We start from the raw sequence: 22,809 nt of genomic DNA on the forward strand, positions 1-22,809 counted from the left end.
TCAATGCCGGTCGCGACAGCAAAACCGTGTCCATTGGCAAATGAAGGAAGCGTTTGAATGTCCGTTCGCATTGTAATTTCGGCTTTGGTCCTGGCTCTGCTGCCTCTGGCAAGCTCAGGCGTCGCCCAGGCCGACGACAGCATGGAAAAAGCCAAGGCGGTAAAGGAAGAAGGCGGCAAGTATATGGATGCGGATGGAAATCCGACCTACAAGATCGAAAACGGAACCGTCGATTGGTACACGTTCAGCGGCTACCGCCGGTATCACTCCGATTGCCATGTCTGCCACGGACAGGACGCGACAGGTTCGAGCTATGCGCCGGCTTTGGTCAACAGCCTGAAAACCATGGATTACGCCACATTCCTCTCGATCGTCGCCGAAGGCCGCAAGAATGTCGGCGGCGGCAAGGAAAACGTCATGCCTGCCTTTGGCGACAACAAGAATGTCTATTGCTACATGGACGACCTCTACGTCTACCTGCGCGCGCGCGCAGATGGCGCGGCCCCCCGCGGACGGCCGCCCAAGCACGAAGACAAGGCCCAGGCGGCGAAGGATGCCGAAGCATCCTGCATGGGTGGATGACATGATTGGCCGCGATGCATTGAAGCTGCGCGTCGTTCTGCCGATCCTCGGCACACTCGCCTTGCTGCCGTCGAACGCGCATGCGCAAAGCGCCGGTCTTGGCGCGGCGGGAGAACTGGTCGATCCCGACATTCTGCGCGTCTGCGCCGATCCCTCGAATATGCCCTTCACCGACAAGAGCGGCGAAGGCTTCGAAAACAAGCTGGCCGAGCTGGTTGCCGCGAAAACCGGGCGCAAGTCCGTCTCCTACACCTGGTTTCCCACGATCACCGGCTTCGTGCGCAATACGTTGGGGGCCAACCGATGCGACATCATCATGGGCTATGCCCAAGGCGATGAGCTGGTGCAGAACACCAACGCCTACTATCGCTCCGCCTATGTGCTGGTGCATCCAAAAAGCCACGATATGGAAGGTGTGGAAACGATCGAGGATCCCAGACTCACGGGCAAGACGATCGGCGTCGTTGAAAGCACGCCGCCAACCGCCAACATGGCCGCCAACAAGCTTCTGCGGACCGCCAAGATCTATCCGCTTGCGGTGGATACGCGCGTCACCCCATCCATGGGAGAGGTCATGATCAAGGACATGCTGGCACACAGGATCGATGCGGCGGTGCTGTGGGGACCGATGGCAGGTTACTATGCAAGGGAACTCGGAGCTGATGTGACGATCGTTCCACTGGTGAAGGAAAAAACCGGCTCGCGCATGTCTTACCGCATCACCATGGGCGTACGTCCGTCCGACCAGGAATGGAAGCGGACGCTCAACCGGGTGATCAGGGAAAACCAGGCTGAGATCACCAGGATCCTGCTGAGCTACAACGTGCCGCTGATCGACGAACACGACAACCTGATTACCCAATGAATGGAAGGGAGACTATTTTCTTGCTGGTCGCCGCGAGCCTTCTGGGTCTGACCGAGCCGACATGGGCTGGCGATGTCGTCGAACCCAGCGGTTTCCGGATGGACGACTATCGGGCGCCGGTGCCGCGGACGCTGCAAGGCGCGAGGGTGGTGACGACGGTGGAAGCGGAAGCGCTGTGGCGAGCGAAAAAGGCGATCTTCTTCGACGTGATGCCGGACACGCCCAAACCGACCAATTTGCCGGCAGGAACCATATGGAGGGACAAGGTCAGAAAGGACATTCCAGGCAGCATATGGCTGGCCAATGTGGGATACGGCGCTATTTCGCAGGAGACCGCCAGCTATTTTCGCCGAGGCCTCACGGCCAAGGCCGGGACGGACAAGTCGCGCGCGATTCTGTTCTACTGCATGACGAATTGCTGGATGTCGTGGAATGCGGCGAAACGCGCCGTCGAGTGGGGCTACAGTTCAGTAATCTGGTATCCGCTTGGCGCTGATGGGTGGGAAGATGCAAACCTGCCACTGGAGGAGAAAAAACCCTACGCCACGACCAATTGAAGTAAGGACTGCAATTATTCTCGATAGTTTGTTTTCAATTTTTCAAAACCTATTGTTTCATTTGTCCATTTTAAGACTTGATGGACGAGCCATTGCGTCGGTGCCCTGCAATGGTTGGCTAACGACAGGATCGGTCCCTTCGGGCTGGTATAAGAGGAGAAATGTCATGAAGAAGAACTGGAAAAAACCGACCATGTGTCAGGTTGCCGCTGGCTTCGAAATTTCACGGTATCTGCCTGCTGAAATTACTCCCAAGAAGTAGGCCGCAGAGGTGCGCGTCCCTGGCGACAGGGGCGCGCATCCCCTCGCCGCATGGGATTTTCGTGAAAGATTTTGACGCACGCAAAGCGCGCGAAGCGTTTTTTGTGACTGCAAATTGCCTGCAGGTCAGAGAAGCCGGCGCGCGGGCATTTTCATGCATTTGAGGATCATCGGATCGGCGGCAGGCGGCGGCTTTCCGCAATGGAACTGCAACTACCGTCTGAGTCGTGCGGCTCGCACCGGCATGGCCGGCGTGCATTCACGAACCCAGTCAAGTGTCGCCGCCTCTGCGGACGGGTTCGGCTGGGTTCTTTTCAATGCCTCGCCCGACATTCGCCAGCAAATCGCTGCAACACCTGAATTGCAGCCTGCGGGCGATGCGCCGCTGCGCTCGACGCCTATTCGCGCGGTGGTGCTGACCAATGCCGATGTCGATCATATCGCCGGACTGCTCAGCCTGCGCGAACGGCAGCCTTTCGCCATCTATGCAACGGCGCAGGTTCTGGCGACGCTGGAGGCGAATTCGATTTTCAACGTTCTCGATCCAGCGCTTGTGCCGCGGCGCATCCTGCCACCGACGAAAGAATTGGCCATCTGCGATGCAGAAAGCCGCGAGACCGGCGTAATGATCGAGCCCTTTCCGGTGCCCGGGAAGATAGCACTCTATCTGGAGGATAGAGACCATCCGGATGCCAATTTCAGCTCCGACGCAGGTGATACGATCGGAGTCCGAATCGCCGGCATCGGCAACCGCGGCTCCGTCTTCTATATTCCGGGCTGCGCGCGCATCGATGCGCGCTTACGCGCGCGTCTCGCCGATGCCGCCTGTCTTTTGTTCGACGGCACGGTGTATACCGACGAGGAGATGATCGTCGCCGGCGTCGGTCAGAAAACCGGCGCGCGCATGGGGCATCTGGCGATCTCGGGAGAATTGGGTTCGATCGCCGGCTTGGCCGATGTGAAGGTTAGCCGCCGTGTGTTCGTCCACATCAACAACACCAATCCCATCCTTGACGAGAATTCCGCCGAGCACGCGGCGGTCAAGGCGGCAGGCTGGGAAATCGCAAGCGACGGTATGGAGATGGAATTTTGAGCGACTTCCGCGATGCAGCCAAAGGCGGACTCTCCACGAGCGCTCTCGAAGCCGTATTGAGGCAGGTTGGCGCCGAGCGCTATCACAATCGCCATCCCTTTCACCACAGGATGACCAGCGGCGCGTTGTCAAAGGCCGAGATGAAGGCCTGGGCGCTGAACCGCTATTGCTATCAGGCGGTCATCCCGCGCAAGGATGCCATGATCCTCGTGCATGCCGAGGATCCGGCGTTTCGCGCCGCTTGGCGCAAGCGGATCGAAGACCATGACGGCGAGGACGGCTGGAGCGGCGGCATCGCGCGCTGGCTGCATCTGGCAACTTCGCTCGGCCTGGACGCCGAGGCCGTGAAGAGCCAAAGGCTGGCGCTGCCGGCGACGCGCTTCGCGGTGGGCGCTTACCTTTCCTTTTGTACAAACCGGACGCTGTTCGAGGCGGTCGCGTCGTCGCTGACCGAGATGTTCTCGCCACTCATCATCGGCGAGCGGGTGCCGGCAATGCTGGCCAAATACGACTACATCACCGAGGATACGCTGGCCTATTTCAGGCAACGGCCCGAACAGGCCTCGCGTGACGCCGACTTCGCCCTCGCCTACGTGCTCAGCCACGCCGATACGGCGGAGCGCCAGCAGCAGGCAATCGATGCACTGGTGTTCAAATGCGATATACTCTGGGCCATGCTTGATGCGCTTCAACACGCCTATGGCGAGCAGGGAAACATACCGCCCGGCGCCTTCCAGCCTGAGGCAGCCCTATGATGGCGCTGCGCGAAAGAGCCGTGGTGTCGCTGCGGTCGGTACCTTCGCTGCCGAAGCACGTGCGCATACAGTACGATTCCGTGCGGCAGGCATTCGCCGTGCTTTCACCGGAAAAGATATTCTGGCCGAACGATGTCAGTCTCGACATATTGCGCCGCTGCGATGGACGGGCAACGGCAGGTGACATCATTGCCGGCCTTGCCGCGGATTATGAGGCTGAACAGGAGGCCGTGGCGACCGACGTCATCGCCTTCCTGCAGGAATGGTCGGACAAGCTGCTGGTGAGGCTATGAGCACGCCCCTCCTCCCTCCAATCGGCATGCTGGCGGAACTGACGCATCGCTGCCCGCTGCAATGCCCTTATTGCTCCAATCCGCTCGAACTGCTGAAGGCCAATCGCGAACTCGACACAGAGACCTGGCTCGCTCTGTTCTCGGAGGCAGCCGATCTCGGAGTGCTGCAGGTGCATCTGTCCGGCGGCGAGCCGACACTGCGCCGCGACCTCGAGCAATTGATCGCCGGGCTTGCGGGGCGCGGCGTCTACACCAATCTGATTACCGCGGGCGTTGGCATCGTCGAGGGCCGTATCGAGGCATTTGCCGAAGCCGGTCTCGACCATCTGCAACTGAGCTTTCAGGGTGCGCGGCCGGCGACCACCGATCGCATCGGCAACCACAAGGGCGCTCACGAAAAGAAGCTGGAGACGGCACGCCGCGCGCGCGCTGCCGGTCTGCCTCTTACCATCAACGCGCCGATCCATCGCCATAACATCGAGGAAGTGCCGGAATTCATCGATCTCGCCCTTTCGCTGGGCGCGGAGAGGCTCGAGATCGCCAATGTGCAGTATGCCGGCTGGGCGTTGACCAATCGCGACCAACTGATGCCCGAGCGTGAAGCGGTCGACAGGCAGGCGGAGATCGTCGCGGAGGCACAGGAGCGGTTGGCCGGCATCATCAACATCGATTTTGTGACGCCGGACTATTTTGCGATCTATCCCAAGCCGTGCATGGGCGGCTGGGCGCGTGACGCCTTCATGGTGACGCCTGACGGCACCGTACTGCCCTGTCATGCCGCACAGGCGATCCCGTCTCTCAGCTTCGAGCGTTTCGAACCACGCAGACTGTCCTCGATCTGGGCCGATTCACCGGGGTTCAATGCCTTTCGCGGTACGGACTGGATGCAGGAGCCGTGCCGCGGCTGTGAGCGGCGCGAGATCGACTGGGGCGGCTGCCGCTGCCAGGCGATGGCGATCGCCGGCGATGCCGCCGCAACGGACCCGGCTTGCGCGAAATCGCCGATCCATGCTCGCATGGCAATGCTGATCGACGAAGCCAAGCGCATTGCCACAATTCCTTCGAGAGAAGAACCATTCGTCTACCGGCGGATCGGCGCCGTGACCGAATCCGCCTGACCAGTGTCATACCAGCCCGAGCAGAAAGGCGGCGCCGCCGAGAAAGCCTGCCGAGCAGATCCATAGCAGCCCAAGCCCCCGGACCCGGCATTCGAGCACCGCTGAGCCGGGGTTGACGGGGTCATAGTGAACGTCGACCTTGCTACCTTCGACATATTGCCGTGCCTGGCCGCCGACGAGGCCGGGCAGCGAGGCGGTCACGGTGGCGCCGAAGGTCACACGATCGGCGCTGTAGCGCTGGCCGGCGACGCCATAGGAGTAGACGATGCGGGATTTGAAGACGGTGCGCCAGCGACCATAGCCTGAATGGTTTCGGAGCGCCTGCAGGCCTGAGGTTTCGATGCGGCCGGCCGCGATCGGCCATTTTGCCGCCTGTTCGGCCAACGATTTCTGGGCAAAACCCATGCGCAGGATGAACAAGCCCATAAAAAGCAGCAACGCCGCGGCACCGAGATTCTGCGGCTTGGGCAAATGCGGCCCGATCGCTTCCAGAACACCGCCGACGGAAAACACCAGCACAACCGCCCCGATCACCAATCCTGCCGAAAGTTGGACCATGAACTTGAAGGCGCCGTCCGGCAGTGTGCGCTCGATCACCGCTTTGCTCGGATCGGCCGGATTGTAGAAGACAGTCACCTCCGCGCCGCGGGGAAACTGGGCAAGGGTTTCAGCGACTTCGAAATTCCCCAAATTCTCCTTCACGCTGTGGCGCGAGCTTTGAAATTTCTTGCCGCCGACCTTGTATTCGAAGGTGATCGCCGGAAAATTCCGCATTTCGGTGGTATCGCTGCTGTCCGAGCCAACGCCCGAGTTTCTCACTTCACGTGCCTCGACGCGCGAGGAAATGATCTTTCCCGGCGCCGGCAGCCAGCGGCTGAGCGCTTTCACCTCTCGCCATTTCATGAAGGTGATGAACGACAGCGCGCCCGCGACCACGCAGGCAAAGCCGACAAGCATGATCTTGAGTTCCAACTCGTCTCCCCCAGGAGTGCAGGAACTTCACATAGACAGCAAGGCTGCGGCAATGTCTTGCTTATTCGCGAAATCTGAAAAGGCTGAGCAGCGCAAACAGCGACAGCGTTCGGCGGGTCATGCAGGCTTGACGGCCAGGAACGTGTTCCATTCTTCGCTATCGCGGCCGACGTTGAAATCGTCCCTGATGAGGACGAGCCCGGCGCCTTCGAGACGGGCCGCGAAGTCGTCCCTGCGCCAGTAGACCATGTGATATTCGCCTGATGTCTCGCCGTCGCCATTGCGCATCGAGACGAGGAAGGCGCCGCCCGGCCGCAGCGACCCGGCTATCTTGGCAAGTACCTGGTCGGTCTCGTCGCGAGGCACATGGATGAGGACGCATAGGGCCAGGACTGCGTCGTAGGGGCCGCCGAGATCATCGGTGATGAGATCGAGCAACTCGCCATGCTTGCCACGCGCGGCCTGCAGTTCCAGAAACCGCTTGGTTGCGTCGGTGCGCCGGACTTTGACACCCAAAGTCTCCAGAAAATCCGCGTCATATCCGGCTCCGGACCCGACTTCCAAAATCCGGCCGCCTGCACCGGCGATTGCCACCAGGCGCTTCAGCGATGCCTGCTCCCTCTCGTTGGGAACATGGCGCACGGTGGCATCATATTGTTCGGCATAATCCTCGTAGGCGCTGATCGTTTGACGGCTCTGCGCCAGAGCCTCCGATGACACACCCATCTTTTCCTCCCATGCGTCCATGTCGGTCAAAGAGCCGGACACTTTCCTCAGCGAATGCTGCCGGCGGAAGCGTGTCCATCGAGCAGTCCGATATCGCGCTTGCCCAGACCGCGGGCATCAGGCAGAGCGAAGCGCGCCGGGACTGACGACTGTCTCAGTTGGCGTCGGCTACCGTCTGCCGGCCGCCGGCCCAGGCGCGCCATTGCCGTTCGTCGCCATGGAAGACATTGAGGTCTATACGGCCGGTGACGCCGTGCGACAGGCCGGAGCCGGAATACTGCCAGAAGAGCCATTTGCGGCCGGGATAGACCTTTGACGGATGCTGGGCCACGGCACGCAGCCAGAACGGATAGTCGAGGAATTCGCCCCTGAGATTGTCGCGGTAGAAATCGGGCGCGGTGTAGATGATGGGACGCTGGCCGTAATGGCGCTCCAGCTTGTCCATGAACACCTGCATCTTTTCCAGCACCTTTTCGCGCGACGGCCGGCGCTTGCAGCTGGACTCGCCGTTCCACTCGACGTCTATCACCGGCGGCAGTGCGCCTTCGACCCTGGGCACGTTGCGGATGAACCAGTCCGCCTGCTCGCCGGCCGTGCGGCACCAGTAGAAGAAATGATAGGCGCCGCGCTTCAAGCCGGCGGCGTCGGCGTTGCGCCAGTTTTTCATGAACATCGGATCGAGGTGGTCGCCACCGTCGGTCGCCTTGATGTAGGCGAAGTTGGCGCCCTGGGCGCGCAGCTTGTCCCAATTCACGTTGCCTTGCCAACGCGAGACGTCGACGCCGTGCACTGCAAGGCGGCGAGGCGAAGCCTTGCCGAAATTGATAGGCTTGGCATCACGAAAACCGTAACGGGTGAGCGGCCCGGCAAGCATGGCCGGTGCCGCGCGGGTCAACAGCTTGGGCGGCGACACCAAGGCTGCCGGCTCGACCGGCAACCCGCCGACATCAGGCACTTGGGGATCAGGCACATCAGGTGCGGCAAACACCCCCGTCTCTTCCTCCTCCGCCAAACCAAACGGGCGCCTCGGACCGTTGTCAGACATGGGGGCCAATTCGGCCCTTGCCGCCCTGTTGCCCCTTGCCGCCGGAGCAGCGGCGATCGGTGCCGGCGGCCGAATCACGGAACTGGTGGTCTCGTTGGACGGTTTCTGCAAATCCAGCGCGTCGACGCCGGCCGTTGAAGAGCAGCCGGCAAGGCATAGCGATGCGATCAAAAAACTGACGACGCCCGGAATCCGCATCTGGACCTGTACTCAAAACACAACAGACCGAGGGCAAAACGACAGCCGACGGACAAACCGGATCAGTTATGAATGAGAAATTACCAATAAAGTTTGAATCAATTTTTTTCGCCCATACCGCGTGTGGGTAAGCGCGGTGGAAAACCGGCTAGGATTTCCTGAAAACGCCGATCATCGGCCCGAGATTCCAGTAGTCGTCTTTGCGGCCTATGGCAGGCGCAAACAAGCTTGATATCGTGCCGTCGAGGAACAGCGCGTTGTCGCAGCCAAGCGCGTCGCGGAAAAGCCGGGCGAAGGCATGGAAGGTCACTGTGCCGTTCGAAATCGCAAAGACCGCGACGCCGTCCTTTCGCACCCCGACACCGTCGCGGGTTTTCCGCGAAGTGCCGTCAGCCTGGAATTTTGGATGCAGCTTGCCGTCGATCACCAGCATCGGCCCCGATTGCGTCGCATAGTCGACGGTCGGGCGCCTTTTCACGAAATCCCGAGTGGCACGAACCGCGGCCTTGCCGTCGCGCAGGTAGAAAATGCCGTTCGGCTGCAGGGAAAAATTGCCGCTTCCCGATCCCGTTTTCACCGAGGCCATCTCCTGGCCACGCTCGACATAGAGGCCGACCGGCGCGAGGTTAGGGTGATACATGCCGGCATTGATGCCGAACACCATCGTGCGCCCGATCGCCTGTTGCGCGGCATGCAGATTGTGCAGCGACTGAAACGGCTTGCCCGCCGCATCCTTCCAGAACAGCTCGAGCTGGTATCGTTTCGGATCGACCTCGCAAACGAGATAGCTGGTCGCCTCGAAGGTGAAGTCCCGGCATGGCGGCAGTGAAGCGGCCCACTGGCCAAATGCCGCCACCGACGGCAGTGCGCCCTTGGCCAACGCCAGCAGCAACGGCAGTGATTGCAGGAGGGTCAAAAAATCCATGTGCGTACCGGAATCGAAGTTCGAGGTCCGGTACGGATATAGCCCGTTTCAAGCGATACTGTGGAACTTGCCTTAGACGAGCCATCTCATCGCCACGCCCAGCAGCAGGACGACACCGAGCAGGCCGCGATAAATGACGAACGGCCAGGCCGAGAAACGCTCCAGCACGTGCATCAGCCCCCATATGGCGAAGAAGGCGGAGATCGAGGCGACGACCAGCCCGACGGCAAGGACCGACCACCCATGGGCGTCGAGATGGACCTTGTGCAGTTCCCAGAGTTCCTTAAGGCCGGCGAGTGCAATCGCCGGCAACCCGAGCAGGAACGAGAAGCGCGCCGCCTCGGCCCGCTTGAAGCCGAGCCCCAGTGCCGCCGTCAGGGTCGAGCCCGAGCGCGAGACGCCGGGGACAAGCGCGCCGATCTGGGCAACACCGACGAGCAGCGCATCGGTCAGCGACGCACCGCCCATGCTGCGCCGGTGACGGGCAAAGATCTCGGCCAGCGCCAGCAAGATCGCCATTGCGATGCAGGCCCAGCCGATCACCGTTAGGCTGCGTAGCGGCGAATTGCAGGCGTTGAGCACGCCCGACAGCGCCACGCCGGCGATGACGATCGGGATCGTCGCCAGCACGATCCAGAGCGCCAGCTTGAAATGCCGGTCGGCGAAATCGCGTCGCGCCAGAGCGTCGAACGAACCAAACAGGATATTCCTGACATCACTCCAGAAATAGCTGACCACCGCGGCAAGAGCCGCGAGTTGCATGGCGGCGGAGAAGGCGGAGCCAGGATCCTGCCAGCCGAGCACGGCCGGCACGATGCGCATATGGGCGGTCGAGGAAATCGGCAACAGTTCGGTGATGCCTTGCACCACGCCGAGGAACGCCACCTTGGCGAACCCCAGCCCGACGAAGCCCGTGTCCAGGCCTTGTGTGCAGATGTCGGCCAAAATCGAATTCCGTGCATGAGAGATCAGAGTTGCGTGGACCGACCACCGGTCAATCCCCGACAAGCCTTATCGTCATGGGCCGGATAATCAATTTACGGATTTGTAAGCTGGCGTGCCGAAGTGCACGCCGTTCGAAAACCGGCCCACCTTGGAGCCGGCTTGAGATACACAGGGAAAATCGCAAAGCGACTACGGGCAGAGCCAGAGTTTCTGGCATGTCCTGGCGATCACATGCGCCGGCGGCACTTCGGGCTCATCGGTCGAAGGCCGGCGAGCCCGTTCGAGCAGCATGCGCACCTGTTCGGGGCGCACACGATCGCGCTCCATCACAAGCAGGACCATCGGATCGCTCAAAAGCTCGTCCAGGGTGCTGATGCTGTCGTTCATCCGTCGTCTCCTCGAATGCCGTACCCGCGACCCATAAATAGGGAGACAATGATGGCCCGCCAATGACGCTTTGCCGGCTACCTCGTGTCGATTTGGATTAAATTTTGGCCATGGTTGCGTTCTTCCTTCTCGCTGGCGTAGCGCGTCGATCCACCTTCTTCCACAACAAAGGGAAAGGGGAAAATTAGCCTGGCGGAGGGGCGCCTTCGTATTTCGGCAGGCTGTCATCGAGCACCACCCAGGGCTGCTTCGAGGCGGTGAAAATATGCATTTGCGGCTTGAAAACCGTGGGATCGTCGAGCGAACCGGTGGTGATGCCGATGATATCAGCGGAATCACGCCGGGAAAACATCGTCGTGCCGCAGCTCGGGCAAAAGCCGCGCTTGAGATCCGGCGAAGAGTTTATGGTCGCCAGCGGCCCGTCGATCGTCACGTCGTCGATGCGAAACAGGACGCGTGCGTTGAAGGCGGCGCCGATCGCCTTCTGGCAAACCCGGCAGTGGCAGACGCGTTCGTTGATGGGGGCCGCGTCCGCGCGGTAGCGCACCGCCTTGCACAGGCATCCGCCGTCATATCTTGCCATTGTCCGGATCGATCCACTGGTGGGGGAGAATAGGCGCGCAAGGTATCGGCGCGGCCGATTGGGTCAATTGAAAAGCTTTGATGCAACGTCATCGCTTATGCTGATGCGAGTGGGGCTGAAGTCATGACGCCGAAAGCCGTCATGGCGGCCGCATGACGATCCGCCGGCTGCCAGCCAACAACCGGCGGCCTTGGCGTTCACTCCGTTTCGCCGACGACCTCGTCCCAGGTTTTGACCTTGGTCTGGCCGTTGAGGAACGGCAGCGCGGCGGCCGTGAGTTCGGGGGCGAAGAAAGTGTCGTAGTGGGTGCGGTTGGGCAGGATCGCCAGGCGGTTCTGCGACAGGTTCTCGCGCATCCAGCCGGCGTCCTTCAGCCCGCCGCCGAGCATCTGATAAAACTTGATCTCGTGCTCGGGCTTGTACATATCGCTGTCGCCATAGACCAGCATGACAGGCATCTTCAGCTTGGCGACGTCGGCCGAGTAATCGCGGTTCTGACGCATGAAGCCGCCCAGCGCATCGAGGAGCTTCGGGAACTCCTCCGGATGCGGCGCCACCGCGACGTAGGATTTGTACATCGGCGTGTCCTTCATGAACTCAGCCGCAGCCGCGCTCACCTGTGCCTGCTGGGGACGCATCTCGTCATAGAAGCCGTCCGTGGCGTAGCCGGTCGATACCAGGACGAGGCGGCGCACCGCTTCGGGATGCTGGCCGGCCATGCGGAAGGCGACGCCGCCGCCCAGCGAATAGCCCATGACATCGACCTGGTCGTAACCGAGCGCCTTGACGATGGCGGCCATGTCGTCGCCCATCGCTTCCACGGTGAATGGTCGGTCACCCAGCGCGGTGCGACCGTGACCCTGCAGGTCGACGCCGATGACGGTGCGGTTTTCGGCAAGTTTCGGCAGGATCGGCGCGAACATATCCGTGGTGCCGAGACCGCCATGCAGCAGAAGCAGCGGCTCGCCCTTGCCATAGATGGCATAATAATAATTCAGGCCGTCGATCGGCAGCAGGCCAGACTTTTCCGGCTTCGGCAGTGCGTTCGTCTCAGTCGTCATGGCGGGTTTTGTCTCCTCCGCATTGGTGGTGCCCGGGCAGGCAAGCAGTGCTGCGGCCGAAGCAAAAATGGCGAAAAACAGGGTTTTGGACATATCGATCTCCTCTCGTCCTGCCGGTATCAGAGCGTCATGCGGATCAAAGCGTTTTGGCGAGTTCTTCGAGCTGGTCGGCGCACTGTCCCCAACCCTCGTGGAAACCCATCTTCTCATGCTGTTCGCGGTCGGCGACGCTCCAGTGCCTGACCCGAGCGATGTAGCGCGTCTTGCCGTTGCCCTCGTCCTCGAAGGTCAGCACGACGGTCATGAACGGCTTTTCCGAAGGCTGCCAAGCCTCTGTGTAGGCGTCGGTGAAGACGATCTTCCTGCCGGGAACGACTTCGAGGAAGATTCCCGGGTTGGGGAATTCGTTACCGTCCGGGCTAGCCATGACGACAAGGCTCGAGCCGCCGGTGCGCACATCCATCTCGGCGCGCGGCGTCGTCCACGGCTTTGGCGAGAACCAGCGCGTGATCAGTTTCGGATCGGTCCAGCAGCGATAGACGTTCTCACGCGGCGCATCGATGATGCGGGCAAGAACCACTTCACGGTCGTTGGTGGGGGCGGTGTCGAGCTTGGTGGTCATAAGGGCGTCCTGCGTTTGATCTGGCTTCCGTCCCAAGGACGAGCCGATGAACCGCAAACCGACATCGTCCACGAAAATTTTGCGATGACGTCCCTGCTCCGCGTCGGTCCGTGGGGAACGAAGGAAGTGTCAGTGGCGCTTGGCTTGCACCAGATAAGCCTCGATTTCGGTCTCGCCGAGCCACTTTGCCGCTTCCAGCCGGTGCAGGCCTTCGACGAGGATGTGGCGTTTGCCGTCATGGCGGACCTGGATCGGCGTCTTCATGCCGTTTTCCAGAATGTCCTCGGCCAGATGGCGGACGGTCTCGGGATGCAGCGTCTTCTTGCGCGCTGTCGGCACGTAGATCTCGTCGACTTTGACCTTTTGCACTCTGAGCATTCCGACCCCCGTGGCGGAAACGCCGCCTGCCCTGAGATAGTCCGTTTGATGGAGGCGGCCAAGGGTGCGGCTAACGAATGCTGGTCCGATCGTTTCCATTTGACGCAACGACAGCAGATCGCCGAAATGGCGGCCTTCGACCTTTCAGGTGTTCATGACCCATCTGCCGACCGAATTCCCCGATTTCGGACTGACGCCGGAGCAGCGCCGCCACGCGGTGCGTGGCCATTACTACGAATGGCCGGGGATGGATGGCGAGCGCGGCGAGATCTGGTGCTACAGCGACCGCTTTTCCTATCGCGCCGGCGAAACGGTGGCGTTGCATGTCAGTTCGACAGCTCCGAACTTCGGCATGACAATCACCCGGGATGGCGGCAGCGAGACCAAAGCGTTCGAAAAATCGGGCATCGCGGCACGCCGGCAGGACACACCTGACCAGTGTTCGGTTGAAGGCTGCGGCTGGGACGTATCCTTCGAATTTCGCGTCGGGGCGGACTGGCCGTCCGGCGCCTATCGGGTCACGCTGACCGCCGACGGCCGCGACGGCAAACCGATCCAATCCCATCATCTTTTCATCGTCAGCCCGCAGCCGGGCCGTAAACCCGGCCGTGTGCTGCAGGTGGCTGCGACAGGCACATGGCTGGCCTACAACACCTGGGGCGGCTCCAACCACTACCAGGGCATCACCGGGCCGGATCGCAACCAGTATTCGCCCATCGTGTCGACGCAACGCCCCTGGTGCCGCGGCTTCGTCGTGCTGCCGAAAGACGCGCCGCGCGTGCCGCTGGAAGTCGCCGTGCCACCCAAGACGATTCCCCGCTATCCGCATATGGAATGGGCGCTCGCCACAGGCCATTCGAAGAAATACGCCTCTTCGGGCTGGGCCAGCTATGACAGCCATTTCTTCCGCTTCGCCGAACAGGCCGGCTATGGCGTCGATCTCATCAGCCAGCACGATCTGCATTTTTCGTCCGAAATTCTCGACGGCTACGACTGTGCCGTCTTCGTCGGCCATGACGAATACTGGACCTGGGAAATGCGCGATGCCGTCGACGCCTATGTCGAGCGCGGCGGCCATGCGGCGCGCTTTGCCGGCAATTTCATGTGGCAGACGCGGCTGGAAGACGAGGCCCGCCGGCAGGTCTGCTACAAATATCGCGCGCGTGCCGAAGACCCCGCCTATCTCCCAGGCGGCGACATCACCCGCGCCACCAACTCCTGGGAAGCGCCGGAAATCGGCCGGCCGGGTTCGGCGACCTTCGGGCTCAACGCCACGCGCGGGGTTTATACCGGTTGGGGCGGTTGCGCGCCGCGCGGCGTGCGTGGCTTTCCGGTCTACCGGCCGGAGCACTGGGCCTTTGCCGGCACCGGCATCTATTATGGTGACCTGCTGGGCTCCGACAGCCATGTCTATGGCTATGAAGTCGATGGGCTCGACTTCGAGATACGCGGCGGCCTGCCCTACCCCACAGCGACCAGCGGCGCGCCAGACGGCCTGCAGGTTCTCGCGGTCGGCATGGCATCCCAGGTCGAGGAAAGCGCCGACATTCCGATCGAGGATCAGTTCCTCACCGACGAAGACGGTCGCTTCACCGCCGAAACACTGTTCGGAGAGGCGAGCGACGCCAATCTGGAAAAGGTCAAACGCGGCAATGGCATGATCGTCAATTTCCCGCGCGGCAAGGGCGAGGTGTTCCACGCCGGAAGCTGCGAATGGGTCGCCGGCCTGCTAAGACAGGACCCGATGGTCGAACGCGTCACAAAAAATGTCCTCGATCGTTACCTCGGAAAGCCCTGATATGTCGAAAATCCAATCCGCCGTTGAAGAACCCGAAGTCCGGCGAGACTCGCATCTGTTCTATCTGTCCAGCCTGCGCCGGCCGCTGATCGACCGTGCCGAGGGCATCTATATGTGGACGCAGGACGGCCGCCGCTTTATCGACGGCTCGAGCGGCCCGATGGTCGCCAATATCGGCCATTCCAACCGCAACGTGCTGGATGCCATGAAGCGGCAGATGGACCGCGCCACCTTCGCCTATCGGCTGCATTTCGAGAACGAGCCGGCCGAAGAACTGGCGCGGGAACTCGCCGGCAAGCTGCCGGAAGGCATGGACCGTATCTTCTTCGTCTCGGGCGGATCGGAAGCGACGGAATCCTGCATCAAACTGGCGCGGCAATGGGCCGTCGCCACCGGCCAGGCCAGCCGGTGGAAAGTGATCACCCGCTTTCCCTCCTATCATGGCGGCACGCTGGGTTCGTTGTCGATCACCGGCGACGATGCGCTGGCCGAAACTTTCGAGCCGATGATGCGGGTGATGCCGACCGTGCCGGCGCCGAATGCCTGGCGCGACCGCGACAATCTCTCGATGGAACAGCGCGGCATCCGCTATGCCGACATGCTGGAGGAGAAGATCCTGGCCGAAGGGCCGGAGAGCGTGGTCGCCTTCATCATGGAACCGATCGGTGGCGCTGCGACCGCAGCGCTGGTGGCGCCCGACAGCTACTATCCGCGCATCCGCGAGATCTGCGACCGCTACGGCATCCTGCTCATCCACGATGAAGTGATGAGCGGCGCCGGCCGCACCGGCAAATTCCTCGGCGGCGACCACTGGAACTGCAAGCCCGACATCGTTGCGCTGTCGAAGGGGCTGGGTTCGGGCTATGCGCCGCTTGGCGCGCTCGCCGCCCCGATGCGGCTGGTGCAGCCGCTGCTTGACTCCGGCGGCTTCCAGCACGGCCACACCTATGCTGGCAATCCGCTGGCCTGCGCCGCCGGGCTTGCCGTGCTCGGTGAAATGGACCGGCTCGACCTGATCGCCAATGCGGCCGCCATGGGCGACGTGCTGATGGACGGGCTGAAGGGGCTGGCGAAGCGGTTTCCGTTCATCGCCGATATGCGTGGCAAGGGCCTGCTCACCGGCGCCCAGATGGTTGCCGATCCCGAGACGCTGAGGCCGATCGACCAGACCAAGAAAGCCACGCAACGGCTGCTCGACCTCGCCTATGAGCGCGGGCTGATCATCTATGGCCGCAGGGTCAAGGGCGGCGTCGACGGCGACAATTTCATGGTCGCGCCGCCGATGATCGTCACCAGGGAGCAGGTCGGCGAGATCGTCTCCATCATCGGCGACTCGCTGGACGTTCTGGCCTCCGAACTCGACCTACCGGTCGAAGGCTGAGGCGACAAAGATGGCGCCTAGAAAAGTCATCGTCACCTGCGCTGTCACCGGCTCGGTGCACACGCCGTCGATGTCGCCCTATCTGCCGGTGACGCCGGACCAGATCGCAGCGGAGGCGATCGCGGCGGCCGAAGCCGGTGCCTCGATTCTGCATCTGCACGCCCGCGATCCGAGTGACGGCCGCCCGACCGCCGATCCGGACGTCTACATGCAGTTCCTGCCGCGCATCAAACAGGCGACCGATGCAGTGATCAACATCACCACCGGCGGCTCGTCGCTGATGACCCTGGACCAGCGGCTGGCGGCACCGCTCAGAGCCGAACCCGAAATGTGCTCGCTCAACATGGGTTCGATGAATTTCGCGCTGTTCCCGATGCTCGACAAGCCGAGGGAATGGCAGCACGAGTGGGAACCGAAGCTGCTGGAAGCCACCCGCGACACGATCTTCAAGAACACCTTCGCCGACATGGAAGGGGTGCTGGAAAGACTGGGCAAGGGCTGCGGCACGCGCTTCGAATTCGAATGCTACGATGTCGGCCATCTCTACTCATTGGCGCATTTCCGCGACCGGGGGCTGGTGTCTGGCCCATTGTTCATCCAGTTCGTGCTGGGCATTCTGGGCGGCATCGGCGCTGACCCGGACAATCTCGTCCACATGAAGCGGATCGCCGACAAATTGTTCGGCGACAGCTACCAGTTCTCGGTGCTGGCCGCCGGCCGCCAGCAGATGCCGCTGATCTCGATCGCCGCGGCCATGGGCGGCAATGTCCGCGTCGGGCTGGAGGACAGTCTCTATGACGGCCGCCAGCTGGCGAAATCCAATGCCGATCAGGTGCGCCGCATCCGTGGCATTCTCGATGGGCTGTCGCTGGAGGTTGCAACCCCCACCGAAGCGCGCGACATGCTGGCGCTCAAGGGCGGCGACCGGGTGGCGTTTTGAGATGCTGGCGTTTGAAAGGGAGACAATCTGAAATGATTGCGTTCCTTCGCACCCCCCTCTGTCCTGCCGGACATCTCCCCCGCAAGGGGGGAGATCGGATGTCATTTCGGCTTTCGCTAACTTCCAACGTTGCAGGATGGGCGGTAGTATCAAAACTGCCAATCTCCCCCCTTGCGGGGGAGATGTCCGGCAGGACAGAGGGGGGTGCCTGGGCACCGAACCTCCGATGATTGTCCCCCCGCCCAATATCCTCCTTCGACTCGGCACTCTCGACGACGTCGAAACGATCCACGCGGCGATCCTGAAACTCGGCACCCATATCGGCGCGCCCGAGGAGATCATTTCGACACCGGACGATCTCAGAACTTACGGCTTTGGTGAAAAGCCATCCTTCTCCACCCTGATCGCCGAAGTCGGCGGCGAATTTGCCGGGCTCTGCCTGCATTTCCCGATCTTTTCGACCTGGATGGGGCGGCCTGGCGTCTATGTGCAAGACCTCTATGTCGAGGATCGTTTTCGTGGCCGCAAGATCGGCGAGCGGCTGCTGCGGCACGTTGCGGCGCAGTGCCGGAAAGAAGGCGGCGTGTATCTGAGGCTATCCGTCGACACCGACAATGAGGGCGCCAAGGCCTTTTATGAAAGGCTGGGCATCGCCTGGTCGAGCTACGAACAGACCCAGAAGATCATCGGCGATGCCTTCTTTGCCTTCGCCGACACGGCCGAGAATGAGGAGCAGGAATGAAAGCCTTCTACGCCGAGGAACAGAAGCGTCACGACCCCAAGGCCTTTCTGTCAAGCGGTGCGGCGCAGCCCAATCCGGAAAAGCCGGAGCGCGTCGAAAGATTGTTAGCCGGCGCATTATCCGCCGGTTGCACGATCGAGCGGTCTCGGGATCATGGGCTCGGCCCGGTCGCGGCTGTGCATACGCCCGAATATCTGGATTTCCTCGAGCATATCTACGCGCGCTGGCAGCGCATCGAGGGCGCTTCGGCCGAAGTGATCCCCAACATCCATCCGATCGCGCGCAACGGCTCCTACCCGGCCTCGGCAGTCGGGCAGGCCGGCTACCACATGGCCGATACTGCTTGCCCGATCTCGGGCGAGACTTGGCAAAGCGCGCTGTGGAGCGTCTGGAGCGCGGTCGATGCGGCCGAGGCGGTGATGTCAGGCGTACCGGCCGCCTACGCGCTATGCCGCCCGCCCGGTCACCACGCCTTTGCCGATGTCGCCGGCGGCTTCTGTTTCATCAACAATTCGGCCGTCGCCGCACAGGCTCTGCGTAAACAGGCCGCACGGGTGGCGATCCTCGATGTCGACCTGCATCACGGCAACGGCACGCAAGGCATCTTCTATGCACGACCGGATGTGCTGACCGTCTCGCTGCATGCCGATCCCGTGCGTTTCTACCCGTTCTTCTGGGGCCATGCCGACGAGCGCGGCGAAGGGCCAGGCCTCGGCTACAATTTCAACCTGCCGCTGCCACGCAAATCCGCCGACGCGGCGTTTCTCGAAGCGCTCGAGGTAGCGTTCCAGCGCATCCGTGCCTTTTCGCCCGACGTGCTGGTCGTGGCGCTCGGGCTCGATGCGTTCGAGGGCGATCCGTTCGGCGGACTTTCGGTGACGACGCCGGGTTTCTCGCGCATCGGCGAGGCCATCGCAAAGCTCGACCTGCCGACGGTCATCGTCCAGGAGGGCGGCTACCTCTGCGACGAACTCGGCGACAATCTCACCGCGTTCCTCACCGGCTTCGGCGGCAAGATGCGGTGAGTACTCAAGCCAGTGTCAGGAGCGCTGCTGCCTGAGCATGGCGATGACCCGGTGCACGCTCTCCAGCGTCTCGTCGATTTCGGCAGATGTGTTGTAGTGAGCGATGCCGATGCGCACGACGCCATACTCGGCCGGGATGCCGAGTTGATGGACGATCTCCCAGGCATAGTTGTGCCCCGACCACAGGAAGATGTTCTCGGCGTTCATCTGCCGTACGATCGTCTCCGGCACGATGCCGTCGACGGTGAAGGACACCGTCGGCACGCGCTCGCCAATCCGCTTCGGATCGGTGATGCCGTGGATGGTCAGACCCTCGATATCGGACAGACCGTCGATCAGCTGTTGCGCCAGCGGGTTTTCATAGGCGATCGACACCGCGAACGCCTTGGCGATCTTCTGCCTTCGCGATCCACCCTCGCCCGCTGCCGCGCCAAGGTCGGCGAAGTAATCGACCGCGGCCGTGAGGCCGGCCATCAGTTCGATCTGCGGCGTGCCCAGCTCGAACCGCTCCGGCAGGCCGTTGGATGAACAGCGGCACTTGTAGGGTTTCAGATCATCGATGACATCATGCTGGCCCCACAAAATGCCCATATGCGGGCCGAAGAATTTGTAGACCGAACAGATCAAGAAATCGCAGCCGAGCTCCTGAACGTCGATCAGGCCGTGCGGGGCGAACTGCACGGCATCGACATAGACCAGCGCGCCGGCGTTCCTGGCGATGGCGCTCAGCGCCTTCACCCGGTTGATGGAACCAGTCAGGTTGCTGGCATAGTTCAACGCGACCAGCCGGGTCCTGTCGGATAGCAACCCGGCGAGCGTCGCCTCTTCGACCTGCCAGCTCTTTTCGTCGAACGGCAGCCAGCGCACGACGAGGCCGAGATCCTCGGCCAGCTGCAGCCAGGGCGACACATTGCCCTCATGGTCCATGCGGGTGAGGATGATCTCGTCGCCGGGCTTCATCGTGCGGCCGAGCGTGCGCGACATGTGATAGGTCAGCGTCGTCATGTTGGCGCCGATGATGATTTCTTCCGGGCTCGCCGCACCAAGGAAATCGGCCATTGCCCGATGCGCCTCATCGACGACGGCCTGCGCGGCAATCGTCGTTTCGAAATAGCCGCCAAGGTTGGCGTTGGTGGTCAAAAGACAGCGCGACACGGCGTCTGCGACGACTTGCGGCACCTGCGTGCCGGCCGGATTGTCGAGATAGATGCGGCGACGGCCCTTGTCGGTCAGGGAGAGAGCGGGAAATCTTTCGCGGACCAGCTCGATCGGAAAATTCATTGTTGCCCTTCTCCCATTGTAATCATTGGATTCGGCCAGCGGCCAATCCCCGTTCAAGGACAGGGATTACCGACCCGCTGATGGATCGCATCCACCGCCTTCTGCATTTCTTCGGTCCAGACGACATCGACGGAAGACAGCGCCATGTCGAGCTGCGAAAGCGTCGTTGCGCCGACGATGTTGGAGGTTACGAACGGCCGGCTTGAGACATAGGCATTGGCAAACAGTGCCGGCTCCAGGTCAATGGAGCGCGCCAGCTCATTGTATTCAAGTTGTGCTTCGGCAGCACCTGGCGTCTCGTAGCGCTGGCCGCGGTTGAATAGCTGCGTGCGCGAGCCCTGAGGCCGCGCGCCATGGTCGTATTTGCCAGTCAGGTATCCCTGTGCCAGCGGCGAATAGGGCAGCAGCGACACTTGCTCGCGCTCGCAGACCTCGGCGAGGTTCACCTCGAAGGTGCGGTTGACGAGATTGTAGGCGTTCTGGATCGACGCGACGCGCGGGCCGATGTCCTTGTCGGCTTCGGCAAGGAACCGCATCACGCCCCAGGAACTCTCGTTCGACAGGCCGAAATGGCGTATCTTTCCTGCCTTCACCAGTTCGTCGAACACGGCAAGCGTCTCGGCGACCGGCGTTTCGTCGGCCGGTGCGCCGACGGAATCGGCGCGCGGCGACACGGCGCCGACGCGCGTCGGGTTGGCGCCCCAGGGGATATCCCGCTCCGGCCAGTGGATCTGATAGAGGTCGATATAGTCGGTGCCGAGCTTGGCCAGCGACTTGTCGATGGCGTCAAAGATATCGGCGCGCACCAGTTGCGACGGCCTGTCGCCGCGAAACCAGCTGTTGGCCGTGCGGCCGACGACCTTCGAGGCAAGGATTACCTTGTCGCGGTTGCCCTTGGCTTTCATCCAGCTGCCGATGATCTTTTCGGTCCACCCTTGCGTCTCCGCCTTGGGCGGGATCGGGTAGAGCTCGGCGGTATCGATGAAATTGACGCCGCGCGAGAACGCCAGGTCCATCTGGGCGTGGCCTTCGGCCTCGGTGTTCTGCTGGCCCCAGGTCATGGAGCCCAGGCAGATCTGGGTAACAAGAAGATCGGTCCGACCGAGACGACGCTTGTGCATGGAATTCGGCTCCGGAGGAAGGCTGGCGCGACTGCGCGGAGGAAGCCGCATCTATAGGCAAAGCAGAGCCGCTCTCCAAGCCTCGCCAGAGCGACTTTTGCGTGAACCAGCCGGGTTAGCGGCGAGCACCTGCCAATGCACGGCGCTTGGCCTCGTCGATCAGCATGTTGGCCACTTGCATGCGGATCATGGCGCGCTGGCGCAGATGCGGAGCGACACGGTCGGGATGGTTGGCAAAGGCAAAGCTGCGGCGCATGCGACCGAAATCGGCGACCTGCTTGGGCTGATTGAGGCCGAGTTCCATGGCGATGGCTTCGGGATCGATCGGCGGCAGCTTTTCCTCGGGCTTTGGCTCTTCGCCGGCGAGAGCCAGCTTGGCATGATCGAGCAAGGCGGCGAATTCCGTCGCCAGATCCGCGCCCGCCTCGCGATATTCGGCAGCGGAAACCTTGATGCGGCCGGAATGGAGTTCATCGGCCACCGAAAGATAGTCGAACGGGATGGATGGACGAGCGCCGGCCTCTTCGCCCTCGCCATTCTTGTCGGGGGCGATGAAGAGGTCGTCGAGCAACGAAGCGAAATCCCGCTTGGCGCCAGTAGCGATGTCAGCCTCCCCCTCGCCCGACCATTCGGGTATCAAAGCATAGAACCGGCTCGTTAAAAATGCATGGCACCGATCTTAACGAATTTAGCCTTCGCCTCGTCTACCGCTTGACCCACCGCAATCCCAAAAACAAAAGCCGGACTGCATTTTCACGCAGTCCGGAATTCGCCAGGAGTGGCGAGGAAAAACCGGCCATGTAGCCAGCATTCGAGGCTACGGTGCGCGTCGGCCAAAAGTTTCACCGGGTTGCAGAAAATGGCGAAAGATTCGCCAAGGCAAAAATTCGCCAAGACATGGCAGGTATGCAAATGCTGCACTGCACAATTGTCACGATTCACCTATATTGGCTGGCGTGGAGGACCAATTTGGGGCTTGAATCATGGGTTTCTTCACTGAAATGTTCGCCCGGCCTCGGCCGCAGGAACATCTGAGATACCGCTCGGCGCTCGCGCTGCTTCATTCGATGAGCAATGCCGACCGCGCCGACATCGGTATCAAGCCGGCCGACTTCCCCCGCATCGCCCGCGAAATGTCCATTCGCTGACTGTCAT

Annotated in this window: 28 protein-coding genes; 15 read left to right on the top strand and 13 right to left on the bottom strand. The window is 61.8% G+C overall.

Annotation, left to right across the window (positions count from 1 at the left end):
* The first annotated feature begins 57 nt into the window (after window positions 1-57).
* The 8 genes from NKI69_RS05170 to pqqE all read left to right on the top strand — a co-directional run bounded on the left by NKI69_RS05170 (window position 58) and on the right by pqqE (window position 5,524).
* Complete coding sequence (locus NKI69_RS05170; protein ID WP_023810386.1) at window positions 58-582, top strand: c-type cytochrome, methanol metabolism-related; 525 nt, start codon at window positions 58-60, stop codon at window positions 580-582.
* The gene (locus tag NKI69_RS05175; RefSeq protein WP_031212956.1) at window positions 554-1,447 is read left to right on the top strand and encodes a quinoprotein dehydrogenase-associated putative ABC transporter substrate-binding protein; all 894 of its coding nucleotides are present in this window, start codon (window positions 554-556) and stop codon (window positions 1,445-1,447) included. Before NKI69_RS05170 ends, NKI69_RS05175 begins: the two co-directional genes overlap by 29 nt.
* Window positions 1,444-2,004 carry a PQQ-dependent catabolism-associated CXXCW motif protein gene (locus NKI69_RS05180; RefSeq protein ID WP_352720321.1) on the top strand — a complete coding sequence of 187 codons (561 nt, stop codon included), beginning with the start codon at window positions 1,444-1,446 and terminating at the stop codon, window positions 2,002-2,004. The genes NKI69_RS05175 and NKI69_RS05180 overlap by 4 nt, the downstream gene beginning before the upstream one ends.
* 166 nt (window positions 2,005-2,170) lie before the next feature.
* Window positions 2,171-2,266, top strand: a complete 96-nt coding sequence (locus NKI69_RS33525; RefSeq protein WP_013532074.1) for a coenzyme PQQ biosynthesis protein A — start codon at window positions 2,171-2,173, stop codon at window positions 2,264-2,266.
* Between the two features lie 153 nt (window positions 2,267-2,419).
* Window positions 2,420-3,358 carry a pyrroloquinoline quinone biosynthesis protein PqqB gene (gene pqqB / locus NKI69_RS05185; RefSeq protein ID WP_352720323.1) on the top strand — a complete coding sequence of 313 codons (939 nt, stop codon included), beginning with the start codon at window positions 2,420-2,422 and terminating at the stop codon, window positions 3,356-3,358.
* Window positions 3,355-4,113 carry a pyrroloquinoline-quinone synthase PqqC gene (gene pqqC / locus NKI69_RS05190; RefSeq protein WP_352440179.1) on the top strand — a complete coding sequence of 253 codons (759 nt, stop codon included), beginning with the start codon at window positions 3,355-3,357 and terminating at the stop codon, window positions 4,111-4,113. Before pqqB ends, pqqC begins: the two co-directional genes overlap by 4 nt.
* Window positions 4,110-4,406: a pyrroloquinoline quinone biosynthesis peptide chaperone PqqD gene (gene pqqD, locus NKI69_RS05195; RefSeq protein ID WP_128303310.1), complete on the top strand. Its 297-nt coding sequence runs from the start codon at window positions 4,110-4,112 to the stop codon at window positions 4,404-4,406. Before pqqC ends, pqqD begins: the two co-directional genes overlap by 4 nt.
* On the top strand, window positions 4,403-5,524 hold the full coding sequence (gene pqqE, locus NKI69_RS05200) for a pyrroloquinoline quinone biosynthesis protein PqqE (RefSeq protein WP_352720325.1): 1,122 nt from the start codon (window positions 4,403-4,405) through the stop codon (window positions 5,522-5,524). The genes pqqD and pqqE overlap by 4 nt, the downstream gene beginning before the upstream one ends.
* Window positions 5,525-5,530: 6 nt before the next feature.
* On the opposite strand, the gene NKI69_RS05205 is transcribed toward pqqE, so the two are convergent.
* The 3 genes from NKI69_RS05205 to NKI69_RS05215 all read right to left on the bottom strand — a co-directional run bounded on the left by NKI69_RS05205 (window position 5,531) and on the right by NKI69_RS05215 (window position 8,378).
* Window positions 5,531-6,496, bottom strand: coding sequence for a DUF3592 domain-containing protein (locus tag NKI69_RS05205; protein ID WP_352440178.1), 966 nt, complete (start codon window positions 6,494-6,496; stop codon window positions 5,531-5,533).
* A gap of 117 nt (window positions 6,497-6,613) precedes the next feature.
* Window positions 6,614-7,222, bottom strand: a complete 609-nt coding sequence (locus NKI69_RS05210) for a class I SAM-dependent DNA methyltransferase (RefSeq protein WP_352440177.1) — start codon at window positions 7,220-7,222, stop codon at window positions 6,614-6,616.
* A 154-nt stretch (window positions 7,223-7,376) separates the two neighbouring features.
* A complete protein-coding gene (locus NKI69_RS05215) occupies window positions 7,377-8,378 on the bottom strand; it encodes a glycoside hydrolase family 25 protein (RefSeq protein WP_502895807.1) in 1,002 nt (333 codons plus the stop codon).
* Here NKI69_RS05215 and NKI69_RS33530 point away from each other — a divergent pair.
* The gene (locus NKI69_RS33530) at window positions 8,266-8,541 is read left to right on the top strand and encodes a hypothetical protein (RefSeq protein ID WP_245490376.1); all 276 of its coding nucleotides are present in this window, start codon (window positions 8,266-8,268) and stop codon (window positions 8,539-8,541) included. The genes NKI69_RS05215 and NKI69_RS33530 overlap by 113 nt on opposite strands.
* Window positions 8,542-8,613: 72 nt before the next feature.
* Here the strand turns inward: NKI69_RS33530 and NKI69_RS05220 are convergent, their stop codons facing one another.
* From NKI69_RS05220 to NKI69_RS05250, 7 genes are all read right to left on the bottom strand, one after another.
* Window positions 8,614-9,390, bottom strand: a complete 777-nt coding sequence (locus tag NKI69_RS05220; RefSeq protein WP_128303307.1) for a phosphodiester glycosidase family protein — start codon at window positions 9,388-9,390, stop codon at window positions 8,614-8,616.
* A gap of 72 nt (window positions 9,391-9,462) precedes the next feature.
* Window positions 9,463-10,335, bottom strand: coding sequence for an undecaprenyl-diphosphate phosphatase (locus NKI69_RS05225; protein WP_352720328.1), 873 nt, complete (start codon window positions 10,333-10,335; stop codon window positions 9,463-9,465).
* 189 nt (window positions 10,336-10,524) lie between these two features.
* Window positions 10,525-10,722, bottom strand: a complete 198-nt coding sequence (locus NKI69_RS05230) for a hypothetical protein (RefSeq protein ID WP_013532087.1) — start codon at window positions 10,720-10,722, stop codon at window positions 10,525-10,527.
* A gap of 184 nt (window positions 10,723-10,906) precedes the next feature.
* Window positions 10,907-11,305 (bottom strand): GFA family protein, encoded by a 399-nt coding sequence (locus NKI69_RS05235; protein WP_023810373.1) that lies wholly within the window; start codon window positions 11,303-11,305, stop codon window positions 10,907-10,909.
* Window positions 11,306-11,502: 197 nt separating this feature from the next.
* Window positions 11,503-12,459 carry an alpha/beta fold hydrolase gene (locus NKI69_RS05240; protein ID WP_128303305.1) on the bottom strand — a complete coding sequence of 319 codons (957 nt, stop codon included), beginning with the start codon at window positions 12,457-12,459 and terminating at the stop codon, window positions 11,503-11,505.
* 43 nt (window positions 12,460-12,502) lie between these two features.
* Entirely contained in the window at window positions 12,503-12,988 is a 486-nt protein-coding gene (locus NKI69_RS05245; protein ID WP_023810371.1) for an SRPBCC family protein, read from the bottom strand.
* 129 nt (window positions 12,989-13,117) lie between these two features.
* Window positions 13,118-13,366 carry a ParB N-terminal domain-containing protein gene (locus NKI69_RS05250; RefSeq protein ID WP_013532091.1) on the bottom strand — a complete coding sequence of 83 codons (249 nt, stop codon included), beginning with the start codon at window positions 13,364-13,366 and terminating at the stop codon, window positions 13,118-13,120.
* 154 nt (window positions 13,367-13,520) lie between these two features.
* Between NKI69_RS05250 and NKI69_RS05255 the strand changes: the two genes are divergently transcribed.
* The 5 genes from NKI69_RS05255 to NKI69_RS05275 all read left to right on the top strand — a co-directional run bounded on the left by NKI69_RS05255 (window position 13,521) and on the right by NKI69_RS05275 (window position 19,252).
* The gene (locus NKI69_RS05255) at window positions 13,521-15,164 is read left to right on the top strand and encodes a N,N-dimethylformamidase beta subunit family domain-containing protein (protein ID WP_023810369.1); all 1,644 of its coding nucleotides are present in this window, start codon (window positions 13,521-13,523) and stop codon (window positions 15,162-15,164) included.
* 1 nt (window position 15,165) lies between these two features.
* The gene (locus NKI69_RS05260) at window positions 15,166-16,545 is read left to right on the top strand and encodes an aminotransferase family protein (protein WP_352720331.1); all 1,380 of its coding nucleotides are present in this window, start codon (window positions 15,166-15,168) and stop codon (window positions 16,543-16,545) included.
* 10 nt (window positions 16,546-16,555) lie between these two features.
* Window positions 16,556-17,485, top strand: a complete 930-nt coding sequence (gene kce, locus NKI69_RS05265; protein WP_023810367.1) for a 3,5-dioxohexanoate:acetyl-CoA acetone transferase — start codon at window positions 16,556-16,558, stop codon at window positions 17,483-17,485.
* 226 nt (window positions 17,486-17,711) lie between these two features.
* On the top strand, window positions 17,712-18,227 hold the full coding sequence (locus NKI69_RS05270) for a GNAT family N-acetyltransferase (protein WP_031212950.1): 516 nt from the start codon (window positions 17,712-17,714) through the stop codon (window positions 18,225-18,227).
* Complete coding sequence (locus NKI69_RS05275) at window positions 18,224-19,252, top strand: histone deacetylase family protein (protein WP_023810365.1); 1,029 nt, start codon at window positions 18,224-18,226, stop codon at window positions 19,250-19,252. Before NKI69_RS05270 ends, NKI69_RS05275 begins: the two co-directional genes overlap by 4 nt.
* Window positions 19,253-19,267: 15 nt before the next feature.
* On the opposite strand, the gene NKI69_RS05280 is transcribed toward NKI69_RS05275, so the two are convergent.
* From NKI69_RS05280 to NKI69_RS05290, 3 genes are all read right to left on the bottom strand, one after another.
* Window positions 19,268-20,533: a cysteine desulfurase-like protein gene (locus NKI69_RS05280; protein WP_023810364.1), complete on the bottom strand. Its 1,266-nt coding sequence runs from the start codon at window positions 20,531-20,533 to the stop codon at window positions 19,268-19,270.
* 53 nt (window positions 20,534-20,586) lie between these two features.
* Complete coding sequence (locus NKI69_RS05285; RefSeq protein ID WP_023810363.1) at window positions 20,587-21,654, bottom strand: aldo/keto reductase; 1,068 nt, start codon at window positions 21,652-21,654, stop codon at window positions 20,587-20,589.
* A 115-nt stretch (window positions 21,655-21,769) separates the two neighbouring features.
* Window positions 21,770-22,225, bottom strand: a complete 456-nt coding sequence (locus tag NKI69_RS05290; RefSeq protein ID WP_023810362.1) for a hypothetical protein — start codon at window positions 22,223-22,225, stop codon at window positions 21,770-21,772.
* Between the two features lie 412 nt (window positions 22,226-22,637).
* On the opposite strand from NKI69_RS05290, the gene NKI69_RS05295 reads away from it, so the two are divergent.
* Window positions 22,638-22,802 (top strand): hypothetical protein, encoded by a 165-nt coding sequence (locus NKI69_RS05295; RefSeq protein ID WP_023810361.1) that lies wholly within the window; start codon window positions 22,638-22,640, stop codon window positions 22,800-22,802.
* The last annotated feature ends 7 nt before the right edge of the window (window positions 22,803-22,809 follow it).

This window comes from Mesorhizobium sp. M0491 (genome assembly GCF_040321265.1).
Classification (GTDB): domain Bacteria; phylum Pseudomonadota; class Alphaproteobacteria; order Rhizobiales; family Rhizobiaceae; genus Mesorhizobium.

Coding starts and splice junctions, on each gene's coding strand:
- NKI69_RS05175 (WP_031212956.1), top strand. CDS start 554: ATGCCGAAGCATCCTGCATGGGTGGATGACATGATTGGCCGCGATGCA.
- kce (WP_023810367.1), top strand. CDS start 16,556: ATGGCGCCTAGAAAAGTCATCGTCACCTGCGCTGTCACCGGCTCGGTG.
- NKI69_RS05240 (WP_128303305.1), bottom strand. CDS start 12,459: ATGTCCAAAACCCTGTTTTTCGCCATTTTTGCTTCGGCCGCAGCACTG.
- NKI69_RS05295 (WP_023810361.1), top strand. CDS start 22,638: ATGGGTTTCTTCACTGAAATGTTCGCCCGGCCTCGGCCGCAGGAACAT.
- NKI69_RS05260 (WP_352720331.1), top strand. CDS start 15,166: ATGTCGAAAATCCAATCCGCCGTTGAAGAACCCGAAGTCCGGCGAGAC.
- pqqD (WP_128303310.1), top strand. CDS start 4,110: ATGATGGCGCTGCGCGAAAGAGCCGTGGTGTCGCTGCGGTCGGTACCT.
- NKI69_RS05170 (WP_023810386.1), top strand. CDS start 58: ATGTCCGTTCGCATTGTAATTTCGGCTTTGGTCCTGGCTCTGCTGCCT.
- pqqB (WP_352720323.1), top strand. CDS start 2,420: ATGCATTTGAGGATCATCGGATCGGCGGCAGGCGGCGGCTTTCCGCAA.
- NKI69_RS05275 (WP_023810365.1), top strand. CDS start 18,224: ATGAAAGCCTTCTACGCCGAGGAACAGAAGCGTCACGACCCCAAGGCC.
- NKI69_RS05270 (WP_031212950.1), top strand. CDS start 17,712: ATGATTGTCCCCCCGCCCAATATCCTCCTTCGACTCGGCACTCTCGAC.
- NKI69_RS05255 (WP_023810369.1), top strand. CDS start 13,521: ATGACCCATCTGCCGACCGAATTCCCCGATTTCGGACTGACGCCGGAG.
- NKI69_RS05235 (WP_023810373.1), bottom strand. CDS start 11,305: ATGGCAAGATATGACGGCGGATGCCTGTGCAAGGCGGTGCGCTACCGC.
- NKI69_RS05245 (WP_023810371.1), bottom strand. CDS start 12,988: ATGACCACCAAGCTCGACACCGCCCCCACCAACGACCGTGAAGTGGTT.
- pqqE (WP_352720325.1), top strand. CDS start 4,403: ATGAGCACGCCCCTCCTCCCTCCAATCGGCATGCTGGCGGAACTGACG.
- NKI69_RS05285 (WP_023810363.1), bottom strand. CDS start 21,654: ATGCACAAGCGTCGTCTCGGTCGGACCGATCTTCTTGTTACCCAGATC.
- NKI69_RS33530 (WP_245490376.1), top strand. CDS start 8,266: ATGGGGGCCAATTCGGCCCTTGCCGCCCTGTTGCCCCTTGCCGCCGGA.
- NKI69_RS05250 (WP_013532091.1), bottom strand. CDS start 13,366: ATGCTCAGAGTGCAAAAGGTCAAAGTCGACGAGATCTACGTGCCGACA.
- NKI69_RS33525 (WP_013532074.1), top strand. CDS start 2,171: ATGAAGAAGAACTGGAAAAAACCGACCATGTGTCAGGTTGCCGCTGGC.
- NKI69_RS05220 (WP_128303307.1), bottom strand. CDS start 9,390: ATGGATTTTTTGACCCTCCTGCAATCACTGCCGTTGCTGCTGGCGTTG.
- NKI69_RS05180 (WP_352720321.1), top strand. CDS start 1,444: ATGAATGGAAGGGAGACTATTTTCTTGCTGGTCGCCGCGAGCCTTCTG.
- NKI69_RS05230 (WP_013532087.1), bottom strand. CDS start 10,722: ATGAACGACAGCATCAGCACCCTGGACGAGCTTTTGAGCGATCCGATG.
- NKI69_RS05280 (WP_023810364.1), bottom strand. CDS start 20,533: ATGAATTTTCCGATCGAGCTGGTCCGCGAAAGATTTCCCGCTCTCTCC.
- NKI69_RS05210 (WP_352440177.1), bottom strand. CDS start 7,222: ATGGGTGTGTCATCGGAGGCTCTGGCGCAGAGCCGTCAAACGATCAGC.